This is a genomic window from Paraglaciecola mesophila KMM 241 (genome assembly GCF_000315015.1).
Taxonomy (GTDB): Bacteria; Pseudomonadota; Gammaproteobacteria; order Enterobacterales; family Alteromonadaceae; genus Paraglaciecola; species Paraglaciecola mesophila.
Genome location: NZ_BAEP01000030.1, coordinates 120,961 through 141,588, shown reverse-complemented (window position 1 = coordinate 141,588; position 20,628 = coordinate 120,961). Strand labels below are relative to the sequence as shown.

General features: G+C 45.1%; 17 protein-coding genes. 6 read left to right on the top strand and 11 right to left on the bottom strand.

The features are described from left to right. The first annotated feature begins 70 nt into the window (after nucleotides 1-70). Together dgcN and dgcA are read left to right on the top strand one after the other, a co-directional pair. The gene (gene dgcN / locus GMES_RS07615) at nucleotides 71-1,072 is read left to right on the top strand and encodes an N-acetyltransferase DgcN (RefSeq protein ID WP_006992053.1); all 1,002 of its coding nucleotides are present in this window, start codon (nucleotides 71-73) and stop codon (nucleotides 1,070-1,072) included. Nucleotides 1,073-1,152: 80 nt separating this feature from the next. Then, nucleotides 1,153-2,172, top strand: a complete 1,020-nt coding sequence (gene dgcA / locus GMES_RS07610; protein ID WP_006992052.1) for an N-acetyl-D-Glu racemase DgcA — start codon at nucleotides 1,153-1,155, stop codon at nucleotides 2,170-2,172. A gap of 196 nt (nucleotides 2,173-2,368) precedes the next feature. On the opposite strand, the gene GMES_RS07605 is transcribed toward dgcA, so the two are convergent. The 9 genes from GMES_RS07605 to fadR all read right to left on the bottom strand — a co-directional run bounded on the left by GMES_RS07605 (nucleotide 2,369) and on the right by fadR (nucleotide 13,858). After that, nucleotides 2,369-3,484 carry a HupE/UreJ family protein gene (locus GMES_RS07605; RefSeq protein ID WP_006992051.1) on the bottom strand — a complete coding sequence of 372 codons (1,116 nt, stop codon included), beginning with the start codon at nucleotides 3,482-3,484 and terminating at the stop codon, nucleotides 2,369-2,371. A 5-nt stretch (nucleotides 3,485-3,489) separates the two neighbouring features. Next, on the bottom strand, nucleotides 3,490-4,602 hold the full coding sequence (locus GMES_RS07600) for a tetratricopeptide repeat protein (protein WP_006992050.1): 1,113 nt from the start codon (nucleotides 4,600-4,602) through the stop codon (nucleotides 3,490-3,492). 73 nt (nucleotides 4,603-4,675) lie between these two features. Further along, nucleotides 4,676-5,212, bottom strand: coding sequence for an Ig-like domain-containing protein (locus GMES_RS07595; RefSeq protein ID WP_006992049.1), 537 nt, complete (start codon nucleotides 5,210-5,212; stop codon nucleotides 4,676-4,678). Between the two features lie 10 nt (nucleotides 5,213-5,222). Then, the gene (locus GMES_RS07590; RefSeq protein ID WP_407636007.1) at nucleotides 5,223-6,785 is read right to left on the bottom strand and encodes a DUF4331 domain-containing protein; all 1,563 of its coding nucleotides are present in this window, start codon (nucleotides 6,783-6,785) and stop codon (nucleotides 5,223-5,225) included. A gap of 251 nt (nucleotides 6,786-7,036) precedes the next feature. Continuing rightward, nucleotides 7,037-7,777, bottom strand: coding sequence for an anti-sigma factor (locus GMES_RS07585; RefSeq protein WP_006992047.1), 741 nt, complete (start codon nucleotides 7,775-7,777; stop codon nucleotides 7,037-7,039). Next, complete coding sequence (locus tag GMES_RS07580; protein ID WP_006992046.1) at nucleotides 7,774-8,304, bottom strand: sigma-70 family RNA polymerase sigma factor; 531 nt, start codon at nucleotides 8,302-8,304, stop codon at nucleotides 7,774-7,776. The genes GMES_RS07585 and GMES_RS07580 overlap by 4 nt, the downstream gene beginning before the upstream one ends. Before the next feature lie 243 nt (nucleotides 8,305-8,547). Beyond that, nucleotides 8,548-10,473 (bottom strand): glucans biosynthesis glucosyltransferase MdoH, encoded by a 1,926-nt coding sequence (mdoH, locus tag GMES_RS07575; RefSeq protein ID WP_083879589.1) that lies wholly within the window; start codon nucleotides 10,471-10,473, stop codon nucleotides 8,548-8,550. A gap of 43 nt (nucleotides 10,474-10,516) precedes the next feature. Then, the gene (locus GMES_RS07570) at nucleotides 10,517-12,259 is read right to left on the bottom strand and encodes an OpgD/OpgG family glucan biosynthesis protein (protein ID WP_039986880.1); all 1,743 of its coding nucleotides are present in this window, start codon (nucleotides 12,257-12,259) and stop codon (nucleotides 10,517-10,519) included. Between the two features lie 888 nt (nucleotides 12,260-13,147). After that, nucleotides 13,148-13,858 carry a fatty acid metabolism transcriptional regulator FadR gene (gene fadR / locus GMES_RS07565; RefSeq protein ID WP_006992043.1) on the bottom strand — a complete coding sequence of 237 codons (711 nt, stop codon included), beginning with the start codon at nucleotides 13,856-13,858 and terminating at the stop codon, nucleotides 13,148-13,150. A 246-nt stretch (nucleotides 13,859-14,104) separates the two neighbouring features. Here fadR and nhaB point away from each other — a divergent pair, with 246 nt between their 5' ends. Next, complete coding sequence (gene nhaB / locus GMES_RS07560) at nucleotides 14,105-15,685, top strand: sodium/proton antiporter NhaB (RefSeq protein WP_006992042.1); 1,581 nt, start codon at nucleotides 14,105-14,107, stop codon at nucleotides 15,683-15,685. Between the two features lie 71 nt (nucleotides 15,686-15,756). Further along, nucleotides 15,757-16,272 carry a disulfide bond formation protein DsbB gene (gene dsbB / locus GMES_RS07555; RefSeq protein ID WP_006992041.1) on the top strand — a complete coding sequence of 172 codons (516 nt, stop codon included), beginning with the start codon at nucleotides 15,757-15,759 and terminating at the stop codon, nucleotides 16,270-16,272. Nucleotides 16,273-16,385: 113 nt separating this feature from the next. Here dsbB and ctlX read toward each other — a convergent pair whose 3' ends face one another. Together ctlX and GMES_RS07545 are read right to left on the bottom strand one after the other, a co-directional pair. Continuing rightward, entirely contained in the window at nucleotides 16,386-17,330 is a 945-nt protein-coding gene (gene ctlX / locus GMES_RS07550; RefSeq protein WP_006992040.1) for a citrulline utilization hydrolase CtlX, read from the bottom strand. 3 nt (nucleotides 17,331-17,333) lie between these two features. Further along, nucleotides 17,334-18,425 (bottom strand): ornithine cyclodeaminase, encoded by a 1,092-nt coding sequence (locus GMES_RS07545; protein WP_006992039.1) that lies wholly within the window; start codon nucleotides 18,423-18,425, stop codon nucleotides 17,334-17,336. A gap of 169 nt (nucleotides 18,426-18,594) precedes the next feature. Here GMES_RS07545 and GMES_RS07540 point away from each other — a divergent pair, with 169 nt between their 5' ends. Both GMES_RS07540 and GMES_RS07535 read left to right on the top strand, forming a co-directional pair. Then, nucleotides 18,595-19,029 carry an Lrp/AsnC family transcriptional regulator gene (locus GMES_RS07540; protein WP_006992038.1) on the top strand — a complete coding sequence of 145 codons (435 nt, stop codon included), beginning with the start codon at nucleotides 18,595-18,597 and terminating at the stop codon, nucleotides 19,027-19,029. Between the two features lie 108 nt (nucleotides 19,030-19,137). Beyond that, the gene (locus GMES_RS07535; protein ID WP_006992037.1) at nucleotides 19,138-20,628 is read left to right on the top strand and encodes a cryptochrome/photolyase family protein; all 1,491 of its coding nucleotides are present in this window, start codon (nucleotides 19,138-19,140) and stop codon (nucleotides 20,626-20,628) included.

Sequence of the window (20,628 nt, the reverse complement as noted above, 5' to 3'; positions counted from 1 at the left end):
TTTATTTTCTCGACCAGCGCGCTAGGATTACCCCATAAATCAGTAAAATAGCGTTTTTAAGGATATTCTCATGGTGATCCAAGCCCCCTATTTGTTATTTATCGGTGATGCTACCGATGCTCTGTCGATTAAAATGGCTCAAAGTGTCGCCCACTGGCGCCCTGACTTATGCGTCGGTGAATTCAGTGTCGAAGGCTGCACCGTAAGCACCGGATTAAACAAACTAAGCATTGAAGAAGCCGCTAAAAACGGCGCTAAAAGCTTGGTGCTTGGCTTTGCAAACAGTGGCGGTATCTTAGATAAAAAATGGTTGCCGTTAATTGAATTAGCCATCAAAAAAGGCATGCATATCGTCAGTGGTTTACATCAAAGACTGACCAGCTACCCTGAGCTAGTTCATTGCGCACAGCAGTATGATGTTGAGTTGCTCGATATTCGCCATCCCACCACGGTATTTAGCACCGGCACTGGTCGCAAACGGGCCGGTAAGCGCTTATTAACCGTCGGCACAGATTGTTCGGTAGGTAAGATGTATACCTCGTTGAGCCTTGAACACGCCATGGCTAAACAAAACATAGCGGTTGATTTTCGCGCCACCGGTCAGTGCGGTATTTTGGTGGCAGGCGCGGGTGTGGCAATTGATTGTGTCGTGGCTGATTTTATCTCAGGTGCGGCTGAGTCATTATCCCCTGATGCCAGTGACGACCACTGGGATGTGATTGAAGGACAAGGCTCATTGTCACACCCGGCTTTTGCAGGCGTCAGCTTAGGCTTATTGCACGGCTCGCAGCCTGATGCATTGGTTATTTGCCATGCGCTTAATCGCACGCACATGCGCGGTTTGCCCAATACCGCCTTTCCAAGTATTGAGGCCACCATTGCCCTTAACTTACAAGCCGCTCGATTAACCAACCCCGATGTGGTGGTAGCAGGTATCAGCGTGAATACGTCAGCCGTCAGCGTGGAAGAAGGCCGTGCTATTTGTCAGCAACTAAGCGAGCAGTTTTCGCTCCCCTGTGTTGACCCGCTTCGCGATGGGGCCGATGCCATCGTCGCCGCATTGCCAATCTAAGCTAAAGGCTTCACATAAACTCAAGACATAAAACTAGGGGCTATGCCCTCAGAAAACGCAAAAATACAGGAGAAAACAGCATGGGTTTTCAAGTTGAGGCTTACCAACAAGCGCTGCCTCTGAAAAGTGTATTTCGTATTGCACGAGGTGCTAAAACACAAGCCGATGTGGTGGTGGTCACCTTAACCGATGGTGTACACACAGGCTGGGGTGAATCAGTTCCTTATGCCCGCTATCAAGAATCAGTACAAAGCGTACTGGAGCAAATTGACCAAACGGCTAAGAGCTTGGCTACATTTGAGGGCGATTTAAGCGGAGTTCGCGCGCGCATTAATGCAATGCCCTCAGGTGCTGCGCGCAATGTGATGGACTGCGCCCTGTGGGATTTAGTGGCGAAATCACAACAAAAATCTGTGGCACAACTATTGTCTTTATCAACCCCGGCGCCATGCGTGACGGCGCAAACCCTAAGCATAGATACGCCCGAAGCCATGGCCGCAGCGGCGAAAGCTCTGGGTCATCCTCCACTGATTAAAGTGAAATTAGATAACCAAGACATTGTAAAGAAGATGCAAGCCATACATTTAGCTTCTCCCGAAAGCCAGTTTATCGTGGATGCCAACGAGGGTTGGTCTATTGACGATCTAAAAGCCTGCGGTGATAACTTAAAAGCACTGAATGTAATTTTAATTGAACAGCCATTACCGGTAGGTGACGACGCAGGTTTAATTGATTACAGCTGCCCCGTGCCACTGTGCGCCGATGAAAGTTGCCATACTCGTGAAGAATTGGCTTACCTTAAAGGTCGCTATGATGCAGTCAATATCAAGTTGGATAAAACTGGTGGCTTAACGGAGGCCTATGCCCTCGCCCAAGAAGCCCAAGTGATGGGCTTTGAAATAATGCTCGGGTGCATGGTGGGTAGCTCTTTAGCGATGGCGCCTATTTCTTTGTTAAGTGACTGTGCAAAGTACGTGGATTTAGACGGCCCACTGTTAATTAAGACCGACAGAGAAAACGGCTTTGCGATTAAAGACGGCGTGATGCAGCCATTAAACCCCGCGTTATGGGGTTACCCACAAAGCCAAGTGATTTTATAAAGATAGAGTGGTTTCACCAAGAAGCCTAACGCTCTAGAACTCCCTTCTTGGCCTAGCTGAGCGAGCTTTAATTTAAATACTCTGTGATGTTTGGACATAAAAAGACCCCCAGTAATTGGAATGTCCAACTATTGGGGGTCACTTCAGAATCGGTTCCGGCTTTTTCATGAGCGAGATGTTTATATCACGTGTTTTATCAAAAGCGCTCTATCGCCCAGTTTAACGCCACTAATGCAATACCAATGGAAACACCAGGCATGACCCAGCGACGGTACAGCGCTGTTTTTGCAAGTAAAATAAGTAACGGTAAAGCAACTAACACGATCGCTAACTGGCCAATTTCTACCCCTAAATTAAACGCTAAGATAGAGAGTAATTTCTGATCCCCCGGTAAACCGAGTTCACCCAAGACGCCCGCAAATCCCATTCCGTGTAGCAAACCGAAAGCAAAAGTGAGCCAACCCAAACGCAAGATAATGGGCTTCACGTTATTCAGGGCTGCAAATAACACCGAAATCGCAATACCAAATTCCACCCAACGACTGCTCGGTATTATCCAGCCTAACGCTGTTGCAGTCAGTGTGATTGAATGTGCTAACGTAAATGCACTGATTATCCACACTGTGGTGCTCAGTACGTTCTTTAATTGTGGGTTTCGTTGCCATTGCCCGCCTTGACGCAGCAATACACAAGGCAACAGTAGTGCCAACAAAAACAGGATATGATCGGTACCAATCCAGATATGGATGATCCCTTGATAAACAAATTCTTTAAACGTGACCCAGCGACTGCCATCCGTTAAATCCACATCAATTTGGCGCTGGGTGCTATCCAGCACGAAGCTCTGGGTATTGGCTTCATCACTGATATTGACGACGACTTCGTGACTGTCGTCTTTAGCGAATATCGCACTGTAATCCACGGTGAATATACCTGCTAGCGGACACTGAGCACTAAAATCAGTTACCGCAAACACTGAGTCCGCGTGATCTTCTAATCTATCTAAACCGGCAAATTGAGTCGCGCAGGCTGACCCGCCCCGCTTAAGCGTTAAATGTTCAGATAAATAAATGGCGATATCGTTGCGCCTTTGAGTCACCTCTCCCCATGTCAATTGACCGTTTAGGTCCGTGTCTAGCCCTAATACCAATTCTAAATCCGTTAAACCCAGTTGCCATTCACCTTGAATACGGCCTGTTGCATCTACGTTGGCAATGATATACGCCGTGCTTAATTGGTGACCAATACTAGGCAAACTGATCACTAAGCCCAACACCATCAATAGGCTTCTAATCATATTATTATTTTTCACCAATGTTACATTCCTGCTGACTGATTTGTTCTTTTCTCTGGGGCATATTGTACGTCCATCGCTCGCTCGAGCAAGCGCTTATCGTCATCTAACCTAGCCTGTTGCCAGTTGATTTTGGCCCAAAAAAGCGCTTTTTTACGATCTGGTGCTATGTCCAAAAAATAACGCGCAATATCAGCGGCATGGGCCGTATCTTTACGTTGCATACGAATATTAATTCGCTGAGTCAAACGTGGCGTCCAGCGGGTGTGCTGATCGCTGATTTGGTTTTCAGATAAGGCTAAACGTATTAACAAAGCATCATCAAAACTGTCAGCTTGCTCAACGATTGGCCCAAGTATTCGCAGTACACGCTCAGGCTTATTCAGAGCCAGTTGAATATCTGCCCACAAAGCCAAATAGCTCACAGGCACTTGAGTTAATTCAAATGCAGCTAAGTGGGTAAGAGCTTGATTATACATACCTTGTTTTGCCGCCAGTTCTGCTAATATTTGTTGAACCCAGCGCTGTTGCTCAACGTTAGTATATTGGTGCAATGAAGAGCGCTCAACTAGGCTCAGTAGCTGTGCATAGCTATCAGCAACACTATCATTGTTCCCACTTTGGGCATTGACTTCTAATGCGCAAGCACCACCGATCCACAATTCAGCCTTGCCAAGTAGTTGTAAGCATGTTTGTTTCGCTGCAACTAATCTTCCCTGTACCAGCAAAATATTGGCTTTTAGGAGTAAAGCGGAAGGATGGTTTTCTTGGCGACGTAAAATGCCCGTTAATATTGATAGAGCCGTATCAAAGCGGTGGTAATGTTGGGCGATTTTTGCCTGATAAAATGACAGTTCAATATCATTTGGGGTATCTCGCAGCAGCGTTTCCGTTAACGCACTAGCTTGACCATAGTATCGACTGGCTAGTCCTGGTAAGTTGGCTTTGCTGAGTAACAGTGCGACCCGCTCTTTAGGGGAGTCACTCTTATCCACTACTGTCCATTTGGCTACCACGATATTTTCTGAGGCGGGCACGTAACTCTTTGCATTTGCAGTGCTTACCACTATGCTAACTAACGCTAAAAGCACCCAAATGAGCGCCTTATTGTGTAAAGCAAACACTTGCTTTTTCACGGGTAAATCTCCTTGAAGGGGCGCCTTCCATGGCGCTATCAAACTTTTCATTAATATGTTTATTGCAGTCCTTTTAGTCCTGCAACAAATCATCATAAGCGTCAGGATCTTCCACATCCTGAGTGAACGAGCGACCATTGGTCGACAAAGGCTCATCCTGCGGGTCTTGGGCAAAGGCCGCTCGACTGTAGCTGCTAAAAGATACGGTTAGCGCTTCAATCGTAATGTTCACTGAACCACTAACCGGCTCATTTATACCGTCAGTAACGGTGAAAGTGAAACTGTCGCTGCCCGTCACTTCAGGGTTAGGCTGATAGGTGAAATCACCATTGTCACCGACCATTACGGTGCCTGTCTTAGGCTCATCTACCAAACTAAAGGTTAAGCTGTCGCCGTCCTCGTCAGTTGCAGTGAGCATATCCACTATGGCGGTTTCGGTTTGAGTAGTTAGGTCAACCGAGACTGCACTCGGGGCAACATTTTCATCGTTGTCATCGCTGCCAAAATCACATCCGGCTAAGACAATGGTCATCGCCAAACCTAAACTCATTACCCGTAATTGGCTTGTTCCCTTTTGATGGGGCAGCCTCTTCATTTTTTTATTTCTCATATTCTTCTCCTTACTCTGCGCCAGAACCTGGTAGTGGCATGGCTAAATAGGGAAAGCTGCTATCCATCATTGAGGCATTGCTTGGGGCACCATCAGTAAACGGCACGTTACCTACGCTGGCATCTTCAGGTGCACACAAACCTAGGTCAACCTCTTCACCGTTAACTGGAATGGGGTAACATAAACGACCCATTACTACGCGCAAGGCAATATCCACTACGTCATCACCAGGGCGACGACCATTTGGGAAACCTGCTAAGTCATCACCTGCTACACCGAAAGCCGACTGCATATCAGCACTTTTTGCTTCAATGCCAGTGTTTAAACGCAACATTTCCGACGGAGTCACCACGGACAATTGGTTTACACCTTCAAAACCGGTTAAAAATGCAGTGACCAAATCGGTACGTGGAAAGTGAGTCGGGGCTAATGTTTCAATATCTGTACCTAAAGTCGTGTTAACCGCATCTCTAAACAAGATATTAAGTAATTCAGGCAACGTAGGGTGAGTGACATAATCTGCAAATTGCCCGTCGTCTTGTGGAGCTGCACTTGAGAACGTGTCTTTATCCGCTAAACCAATCACTAACTCATTAACCAAAGGCGAGCCTAAACGCGAAACTTGTGTCATAGCACCGCCGTTGACTTCGCTGTTAGCAAAACTAGCATTAGGGTTCAAGATACGTGCTTGTGGCAAACTTGCGGTAGTCCATGCACCTATGCTGCCGTTTCCAGAGCCAATCAAACACGCTTTTGGTACCTCAATGGCGATACTAGTGACATTTTTATCAGCCAAGTCGTCATTGTCAGTTGATTGAGTGATGCCTCCAGGGAACCCGCCTTCGTCACCTGCACCTGGTGCACTGTCGCCTTCTACAGGAACAAAGTTAACCAAATCAAATACCTTGCCTAAGTTAACGGTGAAGGGGTCTTTACGCTGACCAACGAACACTTTAGCGGGGCTATCACAGCCTGGAATCGTGGCACTGTAAATAAAGCTATCGGCGTATGCTTTGTATTGTTCAGCACTAGCAAACGTTTTATTGCCGATGTAATCCAATGGCTTTCCAAAGCTTGCACTGCCAGATGTGTCGTTCATTACTGCTGCACTGGTACCTGTGCGCATAGGGCCTGATACCAAATTAACTGAGTAGTTTTCCTTAAAGTTTGCATTGGCTTGATCGCTAGCACTGATACCGCCGACATTCTTAAGTGGCACGCCTACGGCTTTTTGCTCACCTTCTGGGCCGACCATTAAAGTCACACCGGCATTGTCATTCGGTAGGGTTTGGCTGAATTTAAAGGTAAAGCTCATGTCTTCAACCGCATCGCCATCGTTATCAATATGGATCGCGTATAACGCTGCAGGGTCCATAGCGAAATAGTTTGGCCCGCCGTAAGCATCTTGCAGGGGAATATAATTAGCAATAAGAGTGACATATTCGCCTCTCCCTTCTTCGTAGCTGTTAAATGCGTAAAAATCGGTTGAATCAACCGTGGGGGTGCGTGTGATATTCGGTGCTTCTCTGTGACTAGAAGCCTGTGCAACCTGACCAAAGGTTAGACTCAACATGGTCGAGGCTAACAATGTTAATTTTGTTTTTTGCATGACGTTTCCTTTTTATTTACTTGTTGAATAGATATCAAATCCATCAAATACGTCTCACACTTGGCTAGCGTATATATTGGCGCTGATACTCATTAAACGACTCACTCAAGTAACTGGATGCAAACAAACCTGGTTTTTAAAATTTAGTTAAAAAAAAAAGCGAAACCAAGGTTTCGCTGTTTATAAAAATTTGAATTATTTAGTTTTTACTTCTTTTACAGAATAACTAATTTTCCTGTGAATAACACTTCAGTGGGTGAACCGTTTGGTGAACCTCCCAATGGCTCTAAACTAACCGCCAAGGCAGCAATATTGATTTGCTCAAATACCAGAGGCTTAACCAAAGTGCTGGCCCCATCTTTTGGCAGCAAGCCCAAGGATACAGGTGCGTTACCATCCTCTGGAACGATCCAAAGCTCGTAGTCAACACCCTGCTTCGCTTGCAAGGCTTTGGTTGCTCTGACTGCTATTTCTTCATCGGTTATTTCGATGCTCCATAATAGATCTGCTTGCTGATTATTGATAACCGCTATCTGGGTGACCTCTGAAATCGGTGCTGGCTGCATTTGCACTAGCAATACAGCAAGCACTACAGCGGCCGCTGAAGCCAAACCTGCAAGGGCTTGCCATAAGCGAGGCTTCTTCTCTGGTATGCGTACCACATTGCTAGGTTCAAACTTACTTGTCGGTGCTGGTTCTACTTGCGAAGCGATCTTTTGCGCTTGAATAAAACCTAAGCGCTGCTCTATTTTTCGCCAAACGTCGTTGTCTGGCGCCACATCAGGTAACTGTTCACCTAAAGAGTTTAAATACAACTCCCAGCTATTAACCGCTTCGCTGATTGCGCTGTGTTGCATTATAAGCCTGCTAAAACGTCGTCGAGCAGGGCCCCGCAGTGTACCCAATACGTATTGGGCAGCAAGTGCATTGTATAGATCAGGGTTTAAATAATTCATAATTTCAAACACCTTTGTAATGATAGTAATCCTCGGCGGATCCAGCTTTTAATCGTACCAAGCGGCAGATCCAAGTGGGCGGTTACTTCGTGATGTGACATCCCGTTAAAATATGCTAAATGAATCGCTTGGCGTTGCTGCACGTCCAGCGCTCCCATGCATTTTTCCAACAAACCTTGTTGGGTTTCTGTCATGGGTTCACTTGAAGTTTGCACGCCGACTTCATTATCAGTGAGGGGTTCTTCTTTGCGCACTGAATGGTAGCGCAGTATATCTAACGCTCGATAGCGGGCAATACTGATCATCCAGGTGAGCACTGTGCCTTTACCGGCCCGATACTGAGAGGCATTGTGCCAAATTCGCACGTAAGCTTCTTGAAGTGCTTCTTCTGCCAGCTCTTTGCGCTTCAACATTTTCAAGCTCACAGCATACAACTGCTTACTCGACGCTTGATAAAGCTTAGCGAATGCGGCTTTATCTCCCTGAGCTGTGGCACTGAGCAAACTCAACATCGGATCTTGTTTCATAGTGTCCTCTCGCATTGGTTATAAATAAGGTAATACGTTTAAACGTGCAAGAGGGTAATCTGGATTCAATTAATTACAATCTATTTTCGCTACACCTCACCACAAAAAAAGCCGACCATAAGGTCGGCAAAAGGTGCAGCGTTAAATGTGGTACATATTCGCGGCTCAGCCGCTAAAGCCATACGTGGCTAATAAGCTTGCTAGGCGTAACACGCTATAGTCGAGCCACCAGCCACAATCGAGTTACTGTTGCTTGTTATCACTCGCCAGTCGCTGTATCGGCATTTCTACACTGGATGACAAAAACTCAAAACTTTGCTCCGGCATGTCTTGCCACTGCTCAGGCGGCATAAGCGGACTAGATAACAATATTTCGTCCTGGTGCTGCATGTTGGCCAGGCGGATCCTTAATGTGCGCAGTGCCGGGATTTCCTCCACTTCGCTAGGGCTGACAAACATACCTAAACTGCGGCTCAATTTGCCTAAATACAGACTGCTGGAAAACCGAATAATGGGTGCTGCGAGTAATAAACCAAGTAACACTGGCGCCAACCACCAAAACAAAATAGGCGTTAAAGACAAAGTGATACCGCCCCAAGCAATAGCAATAGCGCTGGCGACCCAGGTACGTTTAAAGGCTTCTTTCCAAGGCACCATACGGCCTTCTCTGCCTTGAGCGTCCCAGCTGACATTCTTGCCAACAAGTACGTTAAGTACAAAATAGGCGTGATAAAACATCATTAAAGGAGCAATGATAATGGCGATAGTCGCCTCAATTAATGCGCCGGTCATTAACGCTAATCCGCCGCCAAATTTATCTCTGCGCCTAACTAAGGCCACTATAGCGCCCAGTAATTTTGGCCCCAAGAGCATGATTGCTGTAGCACTTAGCAGAGTAATGATGTATTCAGTTTTCACCACAGGCCACGATGGAAACAAAGAATAATTGGAAGCAAAGAACACCGTTTCTGTGGTCGCCCTTACAACGGCGTCTATTGTGCTTAGCACTAACATCACCAACCACACTAATGACGACATATAGGCCAACGCACCAAAGAGAAAGTGCAGACGATTGACCGTGTGCAAACCCTTACCATTGATAATGCCAAGATGCTGAATATTGCCTTGCACCCAACGTCTGTCTCGCGTGGCGTAATCAATAATATTACTAGGGATCTCTTCGTAACTGCCTTCTAAATCGGCCAGTAGTAGTACGTCCCATCCTGCACGTCTTAACAGTGCAGCTTCAACAAAATCATGGCTTAGTATGTCACCACCAAACGGCGCTTTACCCGCTAAAGTGGGTAAACCACAATGTTGAATAAATGCGTCCACACGGATAATGGCATTGTGCCCCCAGTAGTTTGCGCTGTCGGTTTGCCAGAATGCTTGACCGGTTGCCAGCATCGGGCAATACAAGCACGATGCGAACTGTAAAAACCGCCCAAACAAGGTTTGTGAGCGCACTGGAATAGGCACGGTTTGAATTAAACCTGACATCGGGTTTTGTTGCATTGCCTTAACGAGCGTCAACATGCACTCACCTGTCATCACGCTATCGGCATCGAGCACGATCATTGATTCGTACTGGTAACCCCAGCGCTGACAAAAGTCGGCTAAGTTACCTACTTTACGATGGGTGTTTTTTTCGCGGCGGCGGTAATAGATATTTTCTGATAATGCCCCCAGGCGCTGACAAAGCTCATTCCACGCGGTGAGTTCAGCTTGAGCCATATCAGGGTTCTGAGTGTCACTTAACATATAAAAGTCAAAGTGATCTAGCTGCCCCGTCCGTTGTAAATCGACTAAGCACGCCTCGAAGCCCGCCATGATGCGATCTGTGTCTTCGTTGTATACGGGCATGACAACAGCATGCCTGTCTTTCACAGTGACATTGTCTAATTGCCCAGCAAAATGTTTATTGCGCTTAAGCTTCAGGGGGTCGATGTCAAATATCTGCAAAATGAAACCGATAAAGGCGCTCCAAAACGCGGCAGAGATCCACAAAAAAGTAATACTAAACAACACCAACAAAACCACTTCAAGCACGGTTATACCGCTTTCTGAAAAGATTTCGTACATCATCCAGCTGCCCGCAATAGAAGTGATAAACACCATTAATGCGTATATCCATTTCCGGACGGCCTTACCCTTGATATTTATTAACATGGTCTTGCCCTCGCTGTTATCTCGATTGCTATAAAGGCTAAAATTACTCAACCTCGTTGGCGCTCCATACGTAATTCCACACTTCACTCACCTGAGTATCCCCAAGGGTAAGAAACAGGCGCATATCTATCGCATTGTCGTTTTCAGGCACTAACTTAAATTGAGCGCGCCACGTTTTCTTGTCAGGTAGTTGAATCACTTCTAAATCTTTATACGAACCTGACGACAGTGATAACTGCGGCGTTAAACGAATTGAATCGGTCAAATGCGCAAATGCATCAGTACTAAAATCAATCACCATTTGACGCTCGCTTCTCTCTGGCGCGTTATCTTGACCGGGTAAGGCTGCCCAACTGTTGAATACTTGAGTCACGCGAGCGACTTCTTCGTGACGAAGAGCTCCGTTTACTGTCTTCAAGGTGTAATCGAACTGACGCATTTCCCCTTTTTTAAAGGGTTTAGCCGGTACCCAGTAACTAACAATGTTGTCATTTGTTTCTGAGTTAGTTGGTATTTCAACCAGCTCTACTCTTCCTTTACCCCAATGGTTGTTGGGGGTTATCCACATACCAGGTCGTTGATCATAGTGAGCTTCAGCATCTTGATAGCTCTTAAAGTCTTGGTCACGTTGCAGTAGCCCGAATCCCTTAGGTTGGTCGTCTTGCAAAGAAGTAACCCGCAGGTCTTTAGGATTATTCAATGAGCGCCATATCCACTCACCGCTAGATGTTTGCATTGATAAGCCATCAGAGTCGTGCACTTCAGGCCTGAAATCGTCAAACTTGCGCGTGTCGTTTTCGCCGCTGAGGTACATGCTGGTAAGTGGGGCGACACCTAACTTTTTAACGTCTTCACGGGCGAATATAACGCTTTGCACGTGCATGACAGAATCTAACCCTGGAACAAGTTCAAAACGATACGCCCCAGTCACTGATTTACTATCAAGCAAGGCAAAGAACACGAGTTTGGTATCATCCCCTTTGGGCTCTAGCATCCAGAATTTGGTAAATGCTGGAAATTCTTCTCCGCTGGCCTCGGCTGTGTCGATTGCAAGTCCACGGGCTGAAATACCGAAAACTTGCCCAGGGCCTATCAATCGAAAATAAGACGCACCTAAGAAGACTGCTACTTCATCTTTGTAGTGGTTAGTTTTTAATGGGTAATGCACTCTGAAACCGGCAAAACCTGCGTCTTTAGGCACCAACCCTTTCAGGGCTGCAGCATCCTTTTCATAAATAAAGCGGTCTGTTTCAAACAACATGTTTTTAGTGCCACTGTTGTCATCGACTATTTTAATGCCCACCGGTGAGCGGTATAAAAAACCTGGATGGAACAATTGCATTTCAAATTTGGCTTTGTTTTTCCACTGGGCTTTTTCTGGGTTAAAGCGAATGGCGCGGTACTGCTGATAATTCATCTCCGCTAATTCAGCTGGAAGGTCTTGTTTAGGTGGCACATATGACTTAGCAGCAAGAGATTTCGCTTGCTCTGTGACTAATGAGAATACGCGCTCTTCGCTGGTTTTCTCTGCTGGTGCCTCAGCGGGATCAGCAGCCGCGTCTAAAGGCTTAGCTTCATTGTCTTGCTTATCTTTCACCTTAGACTGAGTTTGCTTTACCGGTTGCGTTTTTTTGTTGTCAATAGGTGCTTGTTCTGGTGTCTGAACTTGGGTAGAAGCCCCCACACTGACGATTAAACACACTAAACCCACGAGACGTGACAGAGTACTCCTTTGACGAGATACCGCCTTGAGGCATTGACGATTGACGGAATTCTGGGTTGTCATTTTATTTCTGGTCCCTTTACTGATTTTGGCGTTTTTACAATTCTGGGGATGGTCGTTCCCAGTGATTGGCAGTTTTTTCAATACTTGAACTCGTAACGTGTGAAAGCGCTACGTTTCACCCACGGATTGCAACTTTCGAACCACAAATTAAATATGTGCCAAACTCGCCGAATATTAGACTAAAGGATAAGATAGTAACGACTCTCCCCTGCGTAAACCTGAGGATCGAAAACACTTAAATGAATAAAAAAAGAAGTTACACAGTTAGAGCGGTGTGGTGTCTGTGACTGTGCCGGAGCCCTTTGAAATTGCCCCGTGCGGAAAATCCCAAGGTAGTATTGGTATTAGAAAGCCGAGAGATTAACCTGAATTTTCACCCGAGACATGTCGCTGTAAAAATGAATAATGCCTTATACACACTACCTCCGCCACGCGCTCAAAAATTTTTGCCCGTCGCAAATTAGTTTCACATTCAAGCATTGGTATTATGTATAAGATAAATGAGCAGCAATTCTGTTGCTTATTACGGACAGTGGTACGCTGAAACGGGTATAACCTTTGAAATTTAATGACTTATAAAATAAAAGGCGAGAATAACCTAGTCTGTTTTGAGAAACAGCCGTGGTACTTTAATCTACTTCACCGCCAAGTCTTAAAATCATGAAAATACAACATCCGTGATATTTTTGACCCGATTTTGTAATTTTTACCCAATAGTACTACTCCAAAGACAACCAGGGATGACGGATAATCGGCAAGATCTGAGGAATCGAATAGCGAGTTTAAAGATTGACGGGCAAGGTGGCGCAACAAAACAAAATAGCCGCAACAATTGCGGCTATTTCAAATCAGATAACACTTTATTGGCACAATATCTGTGCGCTCACGTTAGTCAACTAAGCCCTTAGGCATTTCATCACGCATCTCGTTCCACAGTTTACCGCTGGCGATACCGTACTTGCGAATCACTAATAACACACTTTCGTAATCGCCTTTTTCAGCAAGCGCGAGCAATTGCTGGTAATAATCATGGGTCAGAGCACGAGATTTCTCGTTAGAGAAGTAGTAACCGCCGATGCGTGAATACAAACCTTTAAAACCATTCATCATCAGAACATAAACAGGGTTTCCAGATGCAAAGGCTAAGTCATGATTTAATTGATAATCTTGAACAGCAAATGCAGTTCCATCTTGCTCTACTTCTTTATATTGCTGCAGAATTTCAATGGTTTTTTGTTGGTTATTACGGATGGCTCCGCGGATAAATACCGCACTTAAGTTAGTACGCGCCGCCAACAGATGATCCACCAGTTCTGAAATCCCATCCTCGTCTAAACGAGCCAAGGTTTCCAATATGTTCAGACCTGAGGTTTCCCAGAAGTTATTCACTTTTGTAGGCTTGCCATGTTGGATAGTCAACCAACCGTCTCGAGCTAAGCGTTGCAGTACTTCGCGTAATGTTGTCCGGGTTACCCCAATTAATTCTGATAGTTCACGCTCTGCAGGAAGTATGGTACCGGGAGGGAAGCGACCGCTCCATATAGATTCAACTATATACTCTTCGGCAAATCCAGCTGGACTCTGTGCCTTATAAATCATTTCATTGCTCGCAAGGTTATCAATATTATTATGCTATTAACTGATTGTACCAGATGATTTTTCTCGGGAACAATGAATCTTTAACAAGATGTTAAGTTATATACTGAGTGTCACATTCATCAATTAAACTTTTGGGCACTTTATTTTAAGTTAAATGTAGCTAAGCATGCGATTTACCTTGCATTTTTACGTTACAGAATTTAAAAAGTAGTTATAAAAGCTAGAAAAATTTAAAGGTTTGAATCTATGCAACAATCGACCATCGGCGCAGTTTATAGCAATTTCTTGGGTCAAGCCCCTGATTGGTATAAAAAATCTATTATCGCCTTCCTTATTTTTAACCCAATCCTATTTATGGCAGACCCGTACATAGCGGGCTGGGCGTTAGTATTAGAGTTCATTTTTACTCTTGCTATGGCGTTAAAATGCTATCCATTGCAACCCGGTGGCCTTCTGTTAATTGAAGCGCTGTTTATCGGTATGACCTCCCCGGAACACATGAAGCATGAAATAGTTGTCAATATAGAAGTGGTTTTGCTGCTGGTCTTTATGGTGGCGGGGATCTATTTCATGAAAGACATGCTGTTGTTTATGTTTACTAAACTACTGCTCAAACTTAAAAACAAGATTGCTTTGTCGATGTCGTTTGTTGCGGCATCCGCTTTTTTGTCGGCCTTTTTAGATGCATTAACGGTTGTGGCGGTCATTATCGCTGTGGGTATGGGCTTTTATTCTATCTATCATAAAGTCGCATCTGGTAAAGACTTTCACTCTGATCACGACCATACCAGTGACGATCATGTTGACCACCCAAAGCGCCAAGATTTGGAAGATTTTCGCGCGTTTCTGCGTAATCTAATGATGCATGCTGCGGTAGGTACTGCATTAGGCGGCGTGATGACAATGGTTGGTGAGCCTCAAAATTTAATTATTGCAGATAAGGCCAGCTGGAATTTCGGTGAATTTTTCGTGCGCATGTCGCCGGTCACCATTCCAGTATTTTTCGCCGGAATTGCTACCACTTTTGCTTTAGAAAAGTTAAAAATATTCAGTTATGGCGCGCAGTTGCCTCAAGTTGTTCGCGATATTTTAACCGCTCACAGCCACGAGCAAGAAGCCATCCGCACTAAACAAGACAGTGCTAAATTGTGGATCCAAGGTTTCATCGGCATATGGCTTGTGATTGGATTGGCAGGCCACTTCGCTGCGGTTGGTTTAATTGGTTTGTCTATTATCGTTTTGGCAACATCCCTGAACGGCATCATCGATGAGCACTCAATTGGTAAAGCATTCGAAGAAGCGTTGCCGTTTACAGCTCTGCTATGCGTTTTCTTTGGCGTTGTAGCTGTCATTATTGACCAAGGCCTATTTACACCTGTAATTGACTGGGTACTTACCTTTGAAGGCCGCTCGCAACTGGTGATGTTCTACTTAGCCAATGGGGCGCTGTCCATGGTCAGTGATAATGTGTTCGTTGGCTCTGTTTATATTACCGAAGTTGCTGCAGCGCTTGAACATGGTCATATCACTCGCGATGAGTTCGATATGTTAGCCGTTGCGATTAATACAGGTACAAACTTACCCAGTGTGGCAACACCGAACGGGCAAGCCGCTTTCTTGTTTTTGTTGACCTCTGCTATTGCACCGCTTTTACGCTTGTCATACGGCACGATGGTTTATATGGCGCTACCCTACACCATTGTACTGACTATTGTCGGCCTAGCTGCTACCTACTTCGGTTTGGGAGATTTAACCAACTGGCTGTATGATATGCATCTAATAGAGCACCACAGCGCGACCTTAGGCGGCGAACCCGCAGCGCACTAAACTAGTTTTGTTTAACAAAGCACCGCTACATTGCGGTGCTTTTTTGTTTTAGTTATTTTACGAGTAGCAACATGACCTTTATTTCAAATCTTGCTGACACCCGCCTTGCTTGGGGCCTGTTATTTTTATCTTCACTGGTATTGGTGGCGTATGCCCTATTTAGCCAGCATGCAATGGGGCTACAGCCCTGCATCATGTGCATTTACCAGCGCACTGCCATCTTTGGCATTATGTTCGCCTGCGTACCCGTACTCATCGCCAACAATATGCTAACGCGTTTATTGGCGTTTGTTGTTTGGGGTATATCTGCAATTTGGGGGGGCCTGATTGCATGGGAACATTACGATATTCAAAATGCGGCTAACCCTTTCTTTGCAACCTGTGAAATTGTACCGAACTTCCCCTCATGGTTGCCGTTACATGAATGGTTACCTAATTTGTTCGCAGCCACAGGTGATTGCGGCAATATTGATTGGGTCTTTATGGATATGAGTATGCCCCAGTGGATGATGGTCGTGTTTGCGATTTACTCAGCCATTTGGTTCGTGGTGCTGAGCGCGCGTTTAATCACAAAACGCTCACTCTAACTAGCAATAACTATTCTGTGTAAAGGGAGTGTACGCTCCCTTTTTTTAGCTATTAATACACAATTGTAACCCAATTTAGAATCATGATGACTCGGGGTGAGCACGCTGGGATGTTAAACAGGGCGTGGCGCTAAGTGAATTCCCGCCAACATACAACGAATTGAACCTCCAGCGGTTTCAATTGCCGAAACTTCTAAAGGCAGCAAGGTGACACTTTTTTCCAGTATTTTACGTTGCTCTGTCTCCATTGCATTATAAGCCCTTTGTGATAAAGCTAACAATCGTTGCTCATCACTTTGAAGCTCAAGTGCATTGCCACAAAATTCTGCGATTTGTCGGCTGCTTAGCATAATGACCTCTCGCCCTGAGTCTTCGAACCGTGTGATAATCTCATTACGACGAATAGGATTTTTGATCATGTCTGCGCCCAGCATGACAAAGTCAGTTCCAATACACATCAAGACATTGGTGTGATACACAGCCACACCATTTTCATCAAAGGCATCGAAGAGCATAGGCTCGTAATTAAAATGACTACAGAAGCGCTCAAGCGCTAATGGGTTCGTTCTATTCGATTGCACTGCGTAGGCTACGCGCTCAATGTGATCCAGCACCATAGCGCCAGTACCCTCCAAATACAGCTGGTCTTGCTCAAGGCCTGAATAATCAACAATATCCTGCACTCGATACGCTTGTTTGAGCATATCTATGATATCGCCGCGTCTTTCTTGACGGCGATTCTGGGCGTGCATAGGGTAAATGGCGACATGCCCGCCACTGTGAGTTGAAAACCAGTTATTAGGGAATACTGAGTCCGGAGTATCTTTACTTTCATCTTCAAAAATATGCACATCGATACCATAAGACTCTAGGATATAGGCCGCATCAGTCACTTGCTGATAAGCTAATCTGTCCAGTTCCACCGTCGCTGCTGAACTATCGCTGGCACAAGCCAATGCTTGAAAGGCATTGTCTCCCTGCGTTTGCGGATTTGCGTAAAAATGATGTGGGCGAATCATGACAACCGCTGATGGCGCCTGAGGATTGCGTTTTCTCATGAGCTACCCTACTTTTCTGATAGTCGTTGATCGTGCAAATAAGCCGAACAGGTTACGTGGGTCTTTCGGGGTAGCGATTAACTCAAGCTCTTTTAATGGCAAATGCTGGGTCATAAGCTGATAGACATAACGCAACGCTGAAAAATCCTCTATGGCAAACCCAACGCCGTCGAAAATTATTAACTGAGCAGGTGACGTTCGCCCCTTCGCTTCGCCATTAATCACCCTATGCATTTCAGTGACTGAAAAATCCCTGCTGAGTTGCTGTATGTCGCCCTCAATACGCGTTTGCTCTTCGTATTCAACAAACACATCGGCTCGCAAAAGAAGCGCTTTATCTAATTCCGTTTTACCTGGGCAATCTCCTCCTATGGCATTGATGTAAACACCGTCTTTGACCATAGCTGAGGTTAAAATAGTTGCATTTCGTTTATCTGCAGTGCAAGTCGTTATTATGTCCACTCCCTTTACGGCCTCTTCAGGCGTAGCACAAATGGTGACGTCAAAACCGTAAACGCTCAGGTTTGCCTTACATTTTTCGCTGGCGTTAGTATCTACATCATAAAGACGTAACGTATTTATTCCCAATAATGTACGAAACGCAAACGCTTGAAACTCTGATTGCGCGCCATTACCGATTAATGCCATAGATTGGCTATTTGCGGGAGCTAAATAAGTAGCCATTAGCGCAGATGTTGCACTAGTGCGCAGTGCCGTTAGCACAGTCATCTCAGACAGCATCAATGGATAGCCTGAATCCACATCCGCCAACACGCCAAAAGCAGTGACGGTTTGAAGTCCTTTTTGGGTATTTTTAGGGTGGCCATTCACATACTTGAAACTAAATTTTTGCCCATCACTTGTGGGCATCAATTCAATCACGCCTTCAGGTGAATGTGCGGCGAAACGTGGTGACTTATCAAAAGTTTCCCAACGCCGAAAGTCGTCTTTAATGTACTTAGCAAGGCCTTTTAGAAATGCTTCCATGCCGATTTTAGCCACTAAATCCAATATGTCTTGGACACTCAGAAATGCGACTTGCGATACGGGGCTTTCTGCTTCGTTACGTACTGTATTTTTGTTAGGGATTTGCATGACTGGCTCACTGTTCAAAGGTAACGGTTGAAATAGTTGCTCAGTGTAATCAGCTAGTCAGCCAGGATAAATGCCATTAAATTACAATTTTTGTTAGGATATAATACAAATAGTTAATAGTGGATGTACAATATGCTAACTTATCAACCACCGGCTAAATAATATCTTCATGAAAGAGACTCAAATCCTTGACGATTTAGATATCAATTTGATTGCCATTTTGCGTAAGGACGGTCGCGCCCCTGTGGCTAAATTGTCACAAATATTAGGGGTATCTCGCGGAACCGTGCAAAACCGCTTAGACAGATTACTCAGCTCCGGTGCTATTCTTGGATTTACAATCCGCGCGCACCACGAGGTAGAGCAGAACCTCATCAAAGCCGTCATGATGATTGAAGTGGCTGGAAAATCGACGTCACAAGTCATTCAAAAACTTCGAGGGCTCCCCGAGTTAACGCATCTGCACACCACCAACGGTGCTTGGGATTTAGTTGCCAATATACAAACCACGACCCTGACAGAGTTCGACCGTGTACTGCGCATGGTGCGTATGACACCGGGTGTAATAAATAGTGAAACGAGCATCCTTCTTAGTTCAATTTAATAGACTAGGTGCACCCAAGACAGCGAACTTTAAACGATCCAAAGCTTCCCTGTTACGTACAATGGCATGTAATTTTTAATTTTGAGTGTTTGAAAAAAGGTACATGCTGTGCAATCAACTTGGGTTATTTTTCCGCAACAATTATTCGTTGAGCATCCTTGTCTAAGTCATACCACTAATCGTGTCTACTTAGTTGAAGACGATTTATTTTTTGGGGATAGTACTTATTCTCAATGCTTTCATCAGCAGAAACTGCAACTCCATTTTGCATCTATGGCGTATTACCATGATTATCTACGCGCTAATAAGTGTGATTGTGAGTATTTAAAATTCCAACCAAATATTCCTAGTCAAACCCACCTGTTTGCGCAACTGACAAAGCAGAATATTACCCAGATACACACGGTTGATCCGGTAGATTATATTCTGAAGCAGCGCTTAGAGAATAATGCAAAGGCGAATAATATTGAGATCACTTGGCATAAAACGCCGGGATTCTTAAACACTCAACGTCAAAATAGCGCCTACCGCGACAGTAAAAAACGTTGGTTTATGGCGGACTTCTACCGCCATCAGCGCACTCGCTTTAATATTTTAATGGAAGGAGACAAACCCATTTCGGGTCGTTGGAGTTTCGATGAAGAGAATCGCAAGAAAATTCCGAAAAAAGAAATAACAAACATTCCAGCAATGCAATTTAGTGTAAAGACTCAATACCATACCCAAGCTATCGAGCGCATTAATGCTGACTTTTCTGAACACCCAGGCAATGGCCAAACGGTCATCTATCCGGTCACACATGAGGACGCTCAGTTGTGGCTGACCGCCTTTTTTGAACAGCGTTTTAAACATTTTGGCCCCTTTGAGGATGCCATAGTAGAGGGGCAAAATTGGCTTTATCACAGTGTACTTACCCCTATGCTAAATATCGGGCTTTTAACTCCAAAACAAGTCATTAGCCAAGCGATAGAATACGCTGATGAGCATGAAGTGGATCTTGCAAGCCTCGAAGGATTTGTTCGGCAAATCATTGGGTGGCGAGAGTTTATGCGCGCGACGTACAGTGACATCGGTGTATCGATGCGCACGCAGAACCATTGGCAACATAAGCGCAAAATACCTAGCGCCTTTTATACCGGTGACACAGGCATAACCCCTTTAGACGATACCATCAAGCGGATAATACAAACGGGTTATTGCCATCACATCGAGCGGTTAATGGTATTAGGCGGCTTTTTCTTTTTATGCGAATTTGAGCCAGATGAAATCTATCGCTGGTTTATGGACATGTTTATCGACAGCTATGATTGGGTGATGGTACCCAACGTATATGCGATGAGCCAACATGCAGATGGCGGACAAATCACAACTAAGCCCTATTTCAGTGGCTCTAATTACATCATTAAAATGAGCCACTACAAGAAAGGCGCTTGGTCGGATATATGGGATGCACTGTACTGGCGATGGATAATAAAAAACCACGCTGAGCTAAAGAGAAACCACCGCTGGGCTATGATGTGCAGCCAAGTAGATAAGATGGAGCAAGATAAAAAGAACGCTTATCTGACGCAGGCCAACACGTATTTATCTGGGTTATAG

What these genes read in the sequence shown, in the direction of transcription:
- dgcN (WP_006992053.1), top strand. Translation starts at nt 71, where the DNA reads ATGGTGATCCAAGCCCCCTATTTGTTATTTATCGGTGATGCTACCGAT.
- dgcA (WP_006992052.1), top strand. Translation starts at nt 1,153, where the DNA reads ATGGGTTTTCAAGTTGAGGCTTACCAACAAGCGCTGCCTCTGAAAAGT.
- GMES_RS07595 (WP_006992049.1), bottom strand. Translation starts at nt 5,212, where the DNA reads ATGAGAAATAAAAAAATGAAGAGGCTGCCCCATCAAAAGGGAACAAGC.
- GMES_RS07590 (WP_407636007.1), bottom strand. Translation starts at nt 6,785, where the DNA reads ATGTTGAGTCTAACCTTTGGTCAGGTTGCACAGGCTTCTAGTCACAGA.
- GMES_RS07585 (WP_006992047.1), bottom strand. Translation starts at nt 7,777, where the DNA reads ATGAATTATTTAAACCCTGATCTATACAATGCACTTGCTGCCCAATAC.
- GMES_RS07580 (WP_006992046.1), bottom strand. Translation starts at nt 8,304, where the DNA reads ATGAAACAAGATCCGATGTTGAGTTTGCTCAGTGCCACAGCTCAGGGA.
- mdoH (WP_083879589.1), bottom strand. Translation starts at nt 10,473, where the DNA reads ATGTTAATAAATATCAAGGGTAAGGCCGTCCGGAAATGGATATACGCA.
- GMES_RS07570 (WP_039986880.1), bottom strand. Translation starts at nt 12,259, where the DNA reads ATGACAACCCAGAATTCCGTCAATCGTCAATGCCTCAAGGCGGTATCT.
- fadR (WP_006992043.1), bottom strand. Translation starts at nt 13,858, where the DNA reads ATGATTTATAAGGCACAGAGTCCAGCTGGATTTGCCGAAGAGTATATA.
- nhaB (WP_006992042.1), top strand. Translation starts at nt 14,105, where the DNA reads ATGCAACAATCGACCATCGGCGCAGTTTATAGCAATTTCTTGGGTCAA.
- dsbB (WP_006992041.1), top strand. Translation starts at nt 15,757, where the DNA reads ATGACCTTTATTTCAAATCTTGCTGACACCCGCCTTGCTTGGGGCCTG.
- ctlX (WP_006992040.1), bottom strand. Translation starts at nt 17,330, where the DNA reads ATGAGAAAACGCAATCCTCAGGCGCCATCAGCGGTTGTCATGATTCGC.
- GMES_RS07545 (WP_006992039.1), bottom strand. Translation starts at nt 18,425, where the DNA reads ATGCAAATCCCTAACAAAAATACAGTACGTAACGAAGCAGAAAGCCCC.
- GMES_RS07540 (WP_006992038.1), top strand. Translation starts at nt 18,595, where the DNA reads ATGAAAGAGACTCAAATCCTTGACGATTTAGATATCAATTTGATTGCC.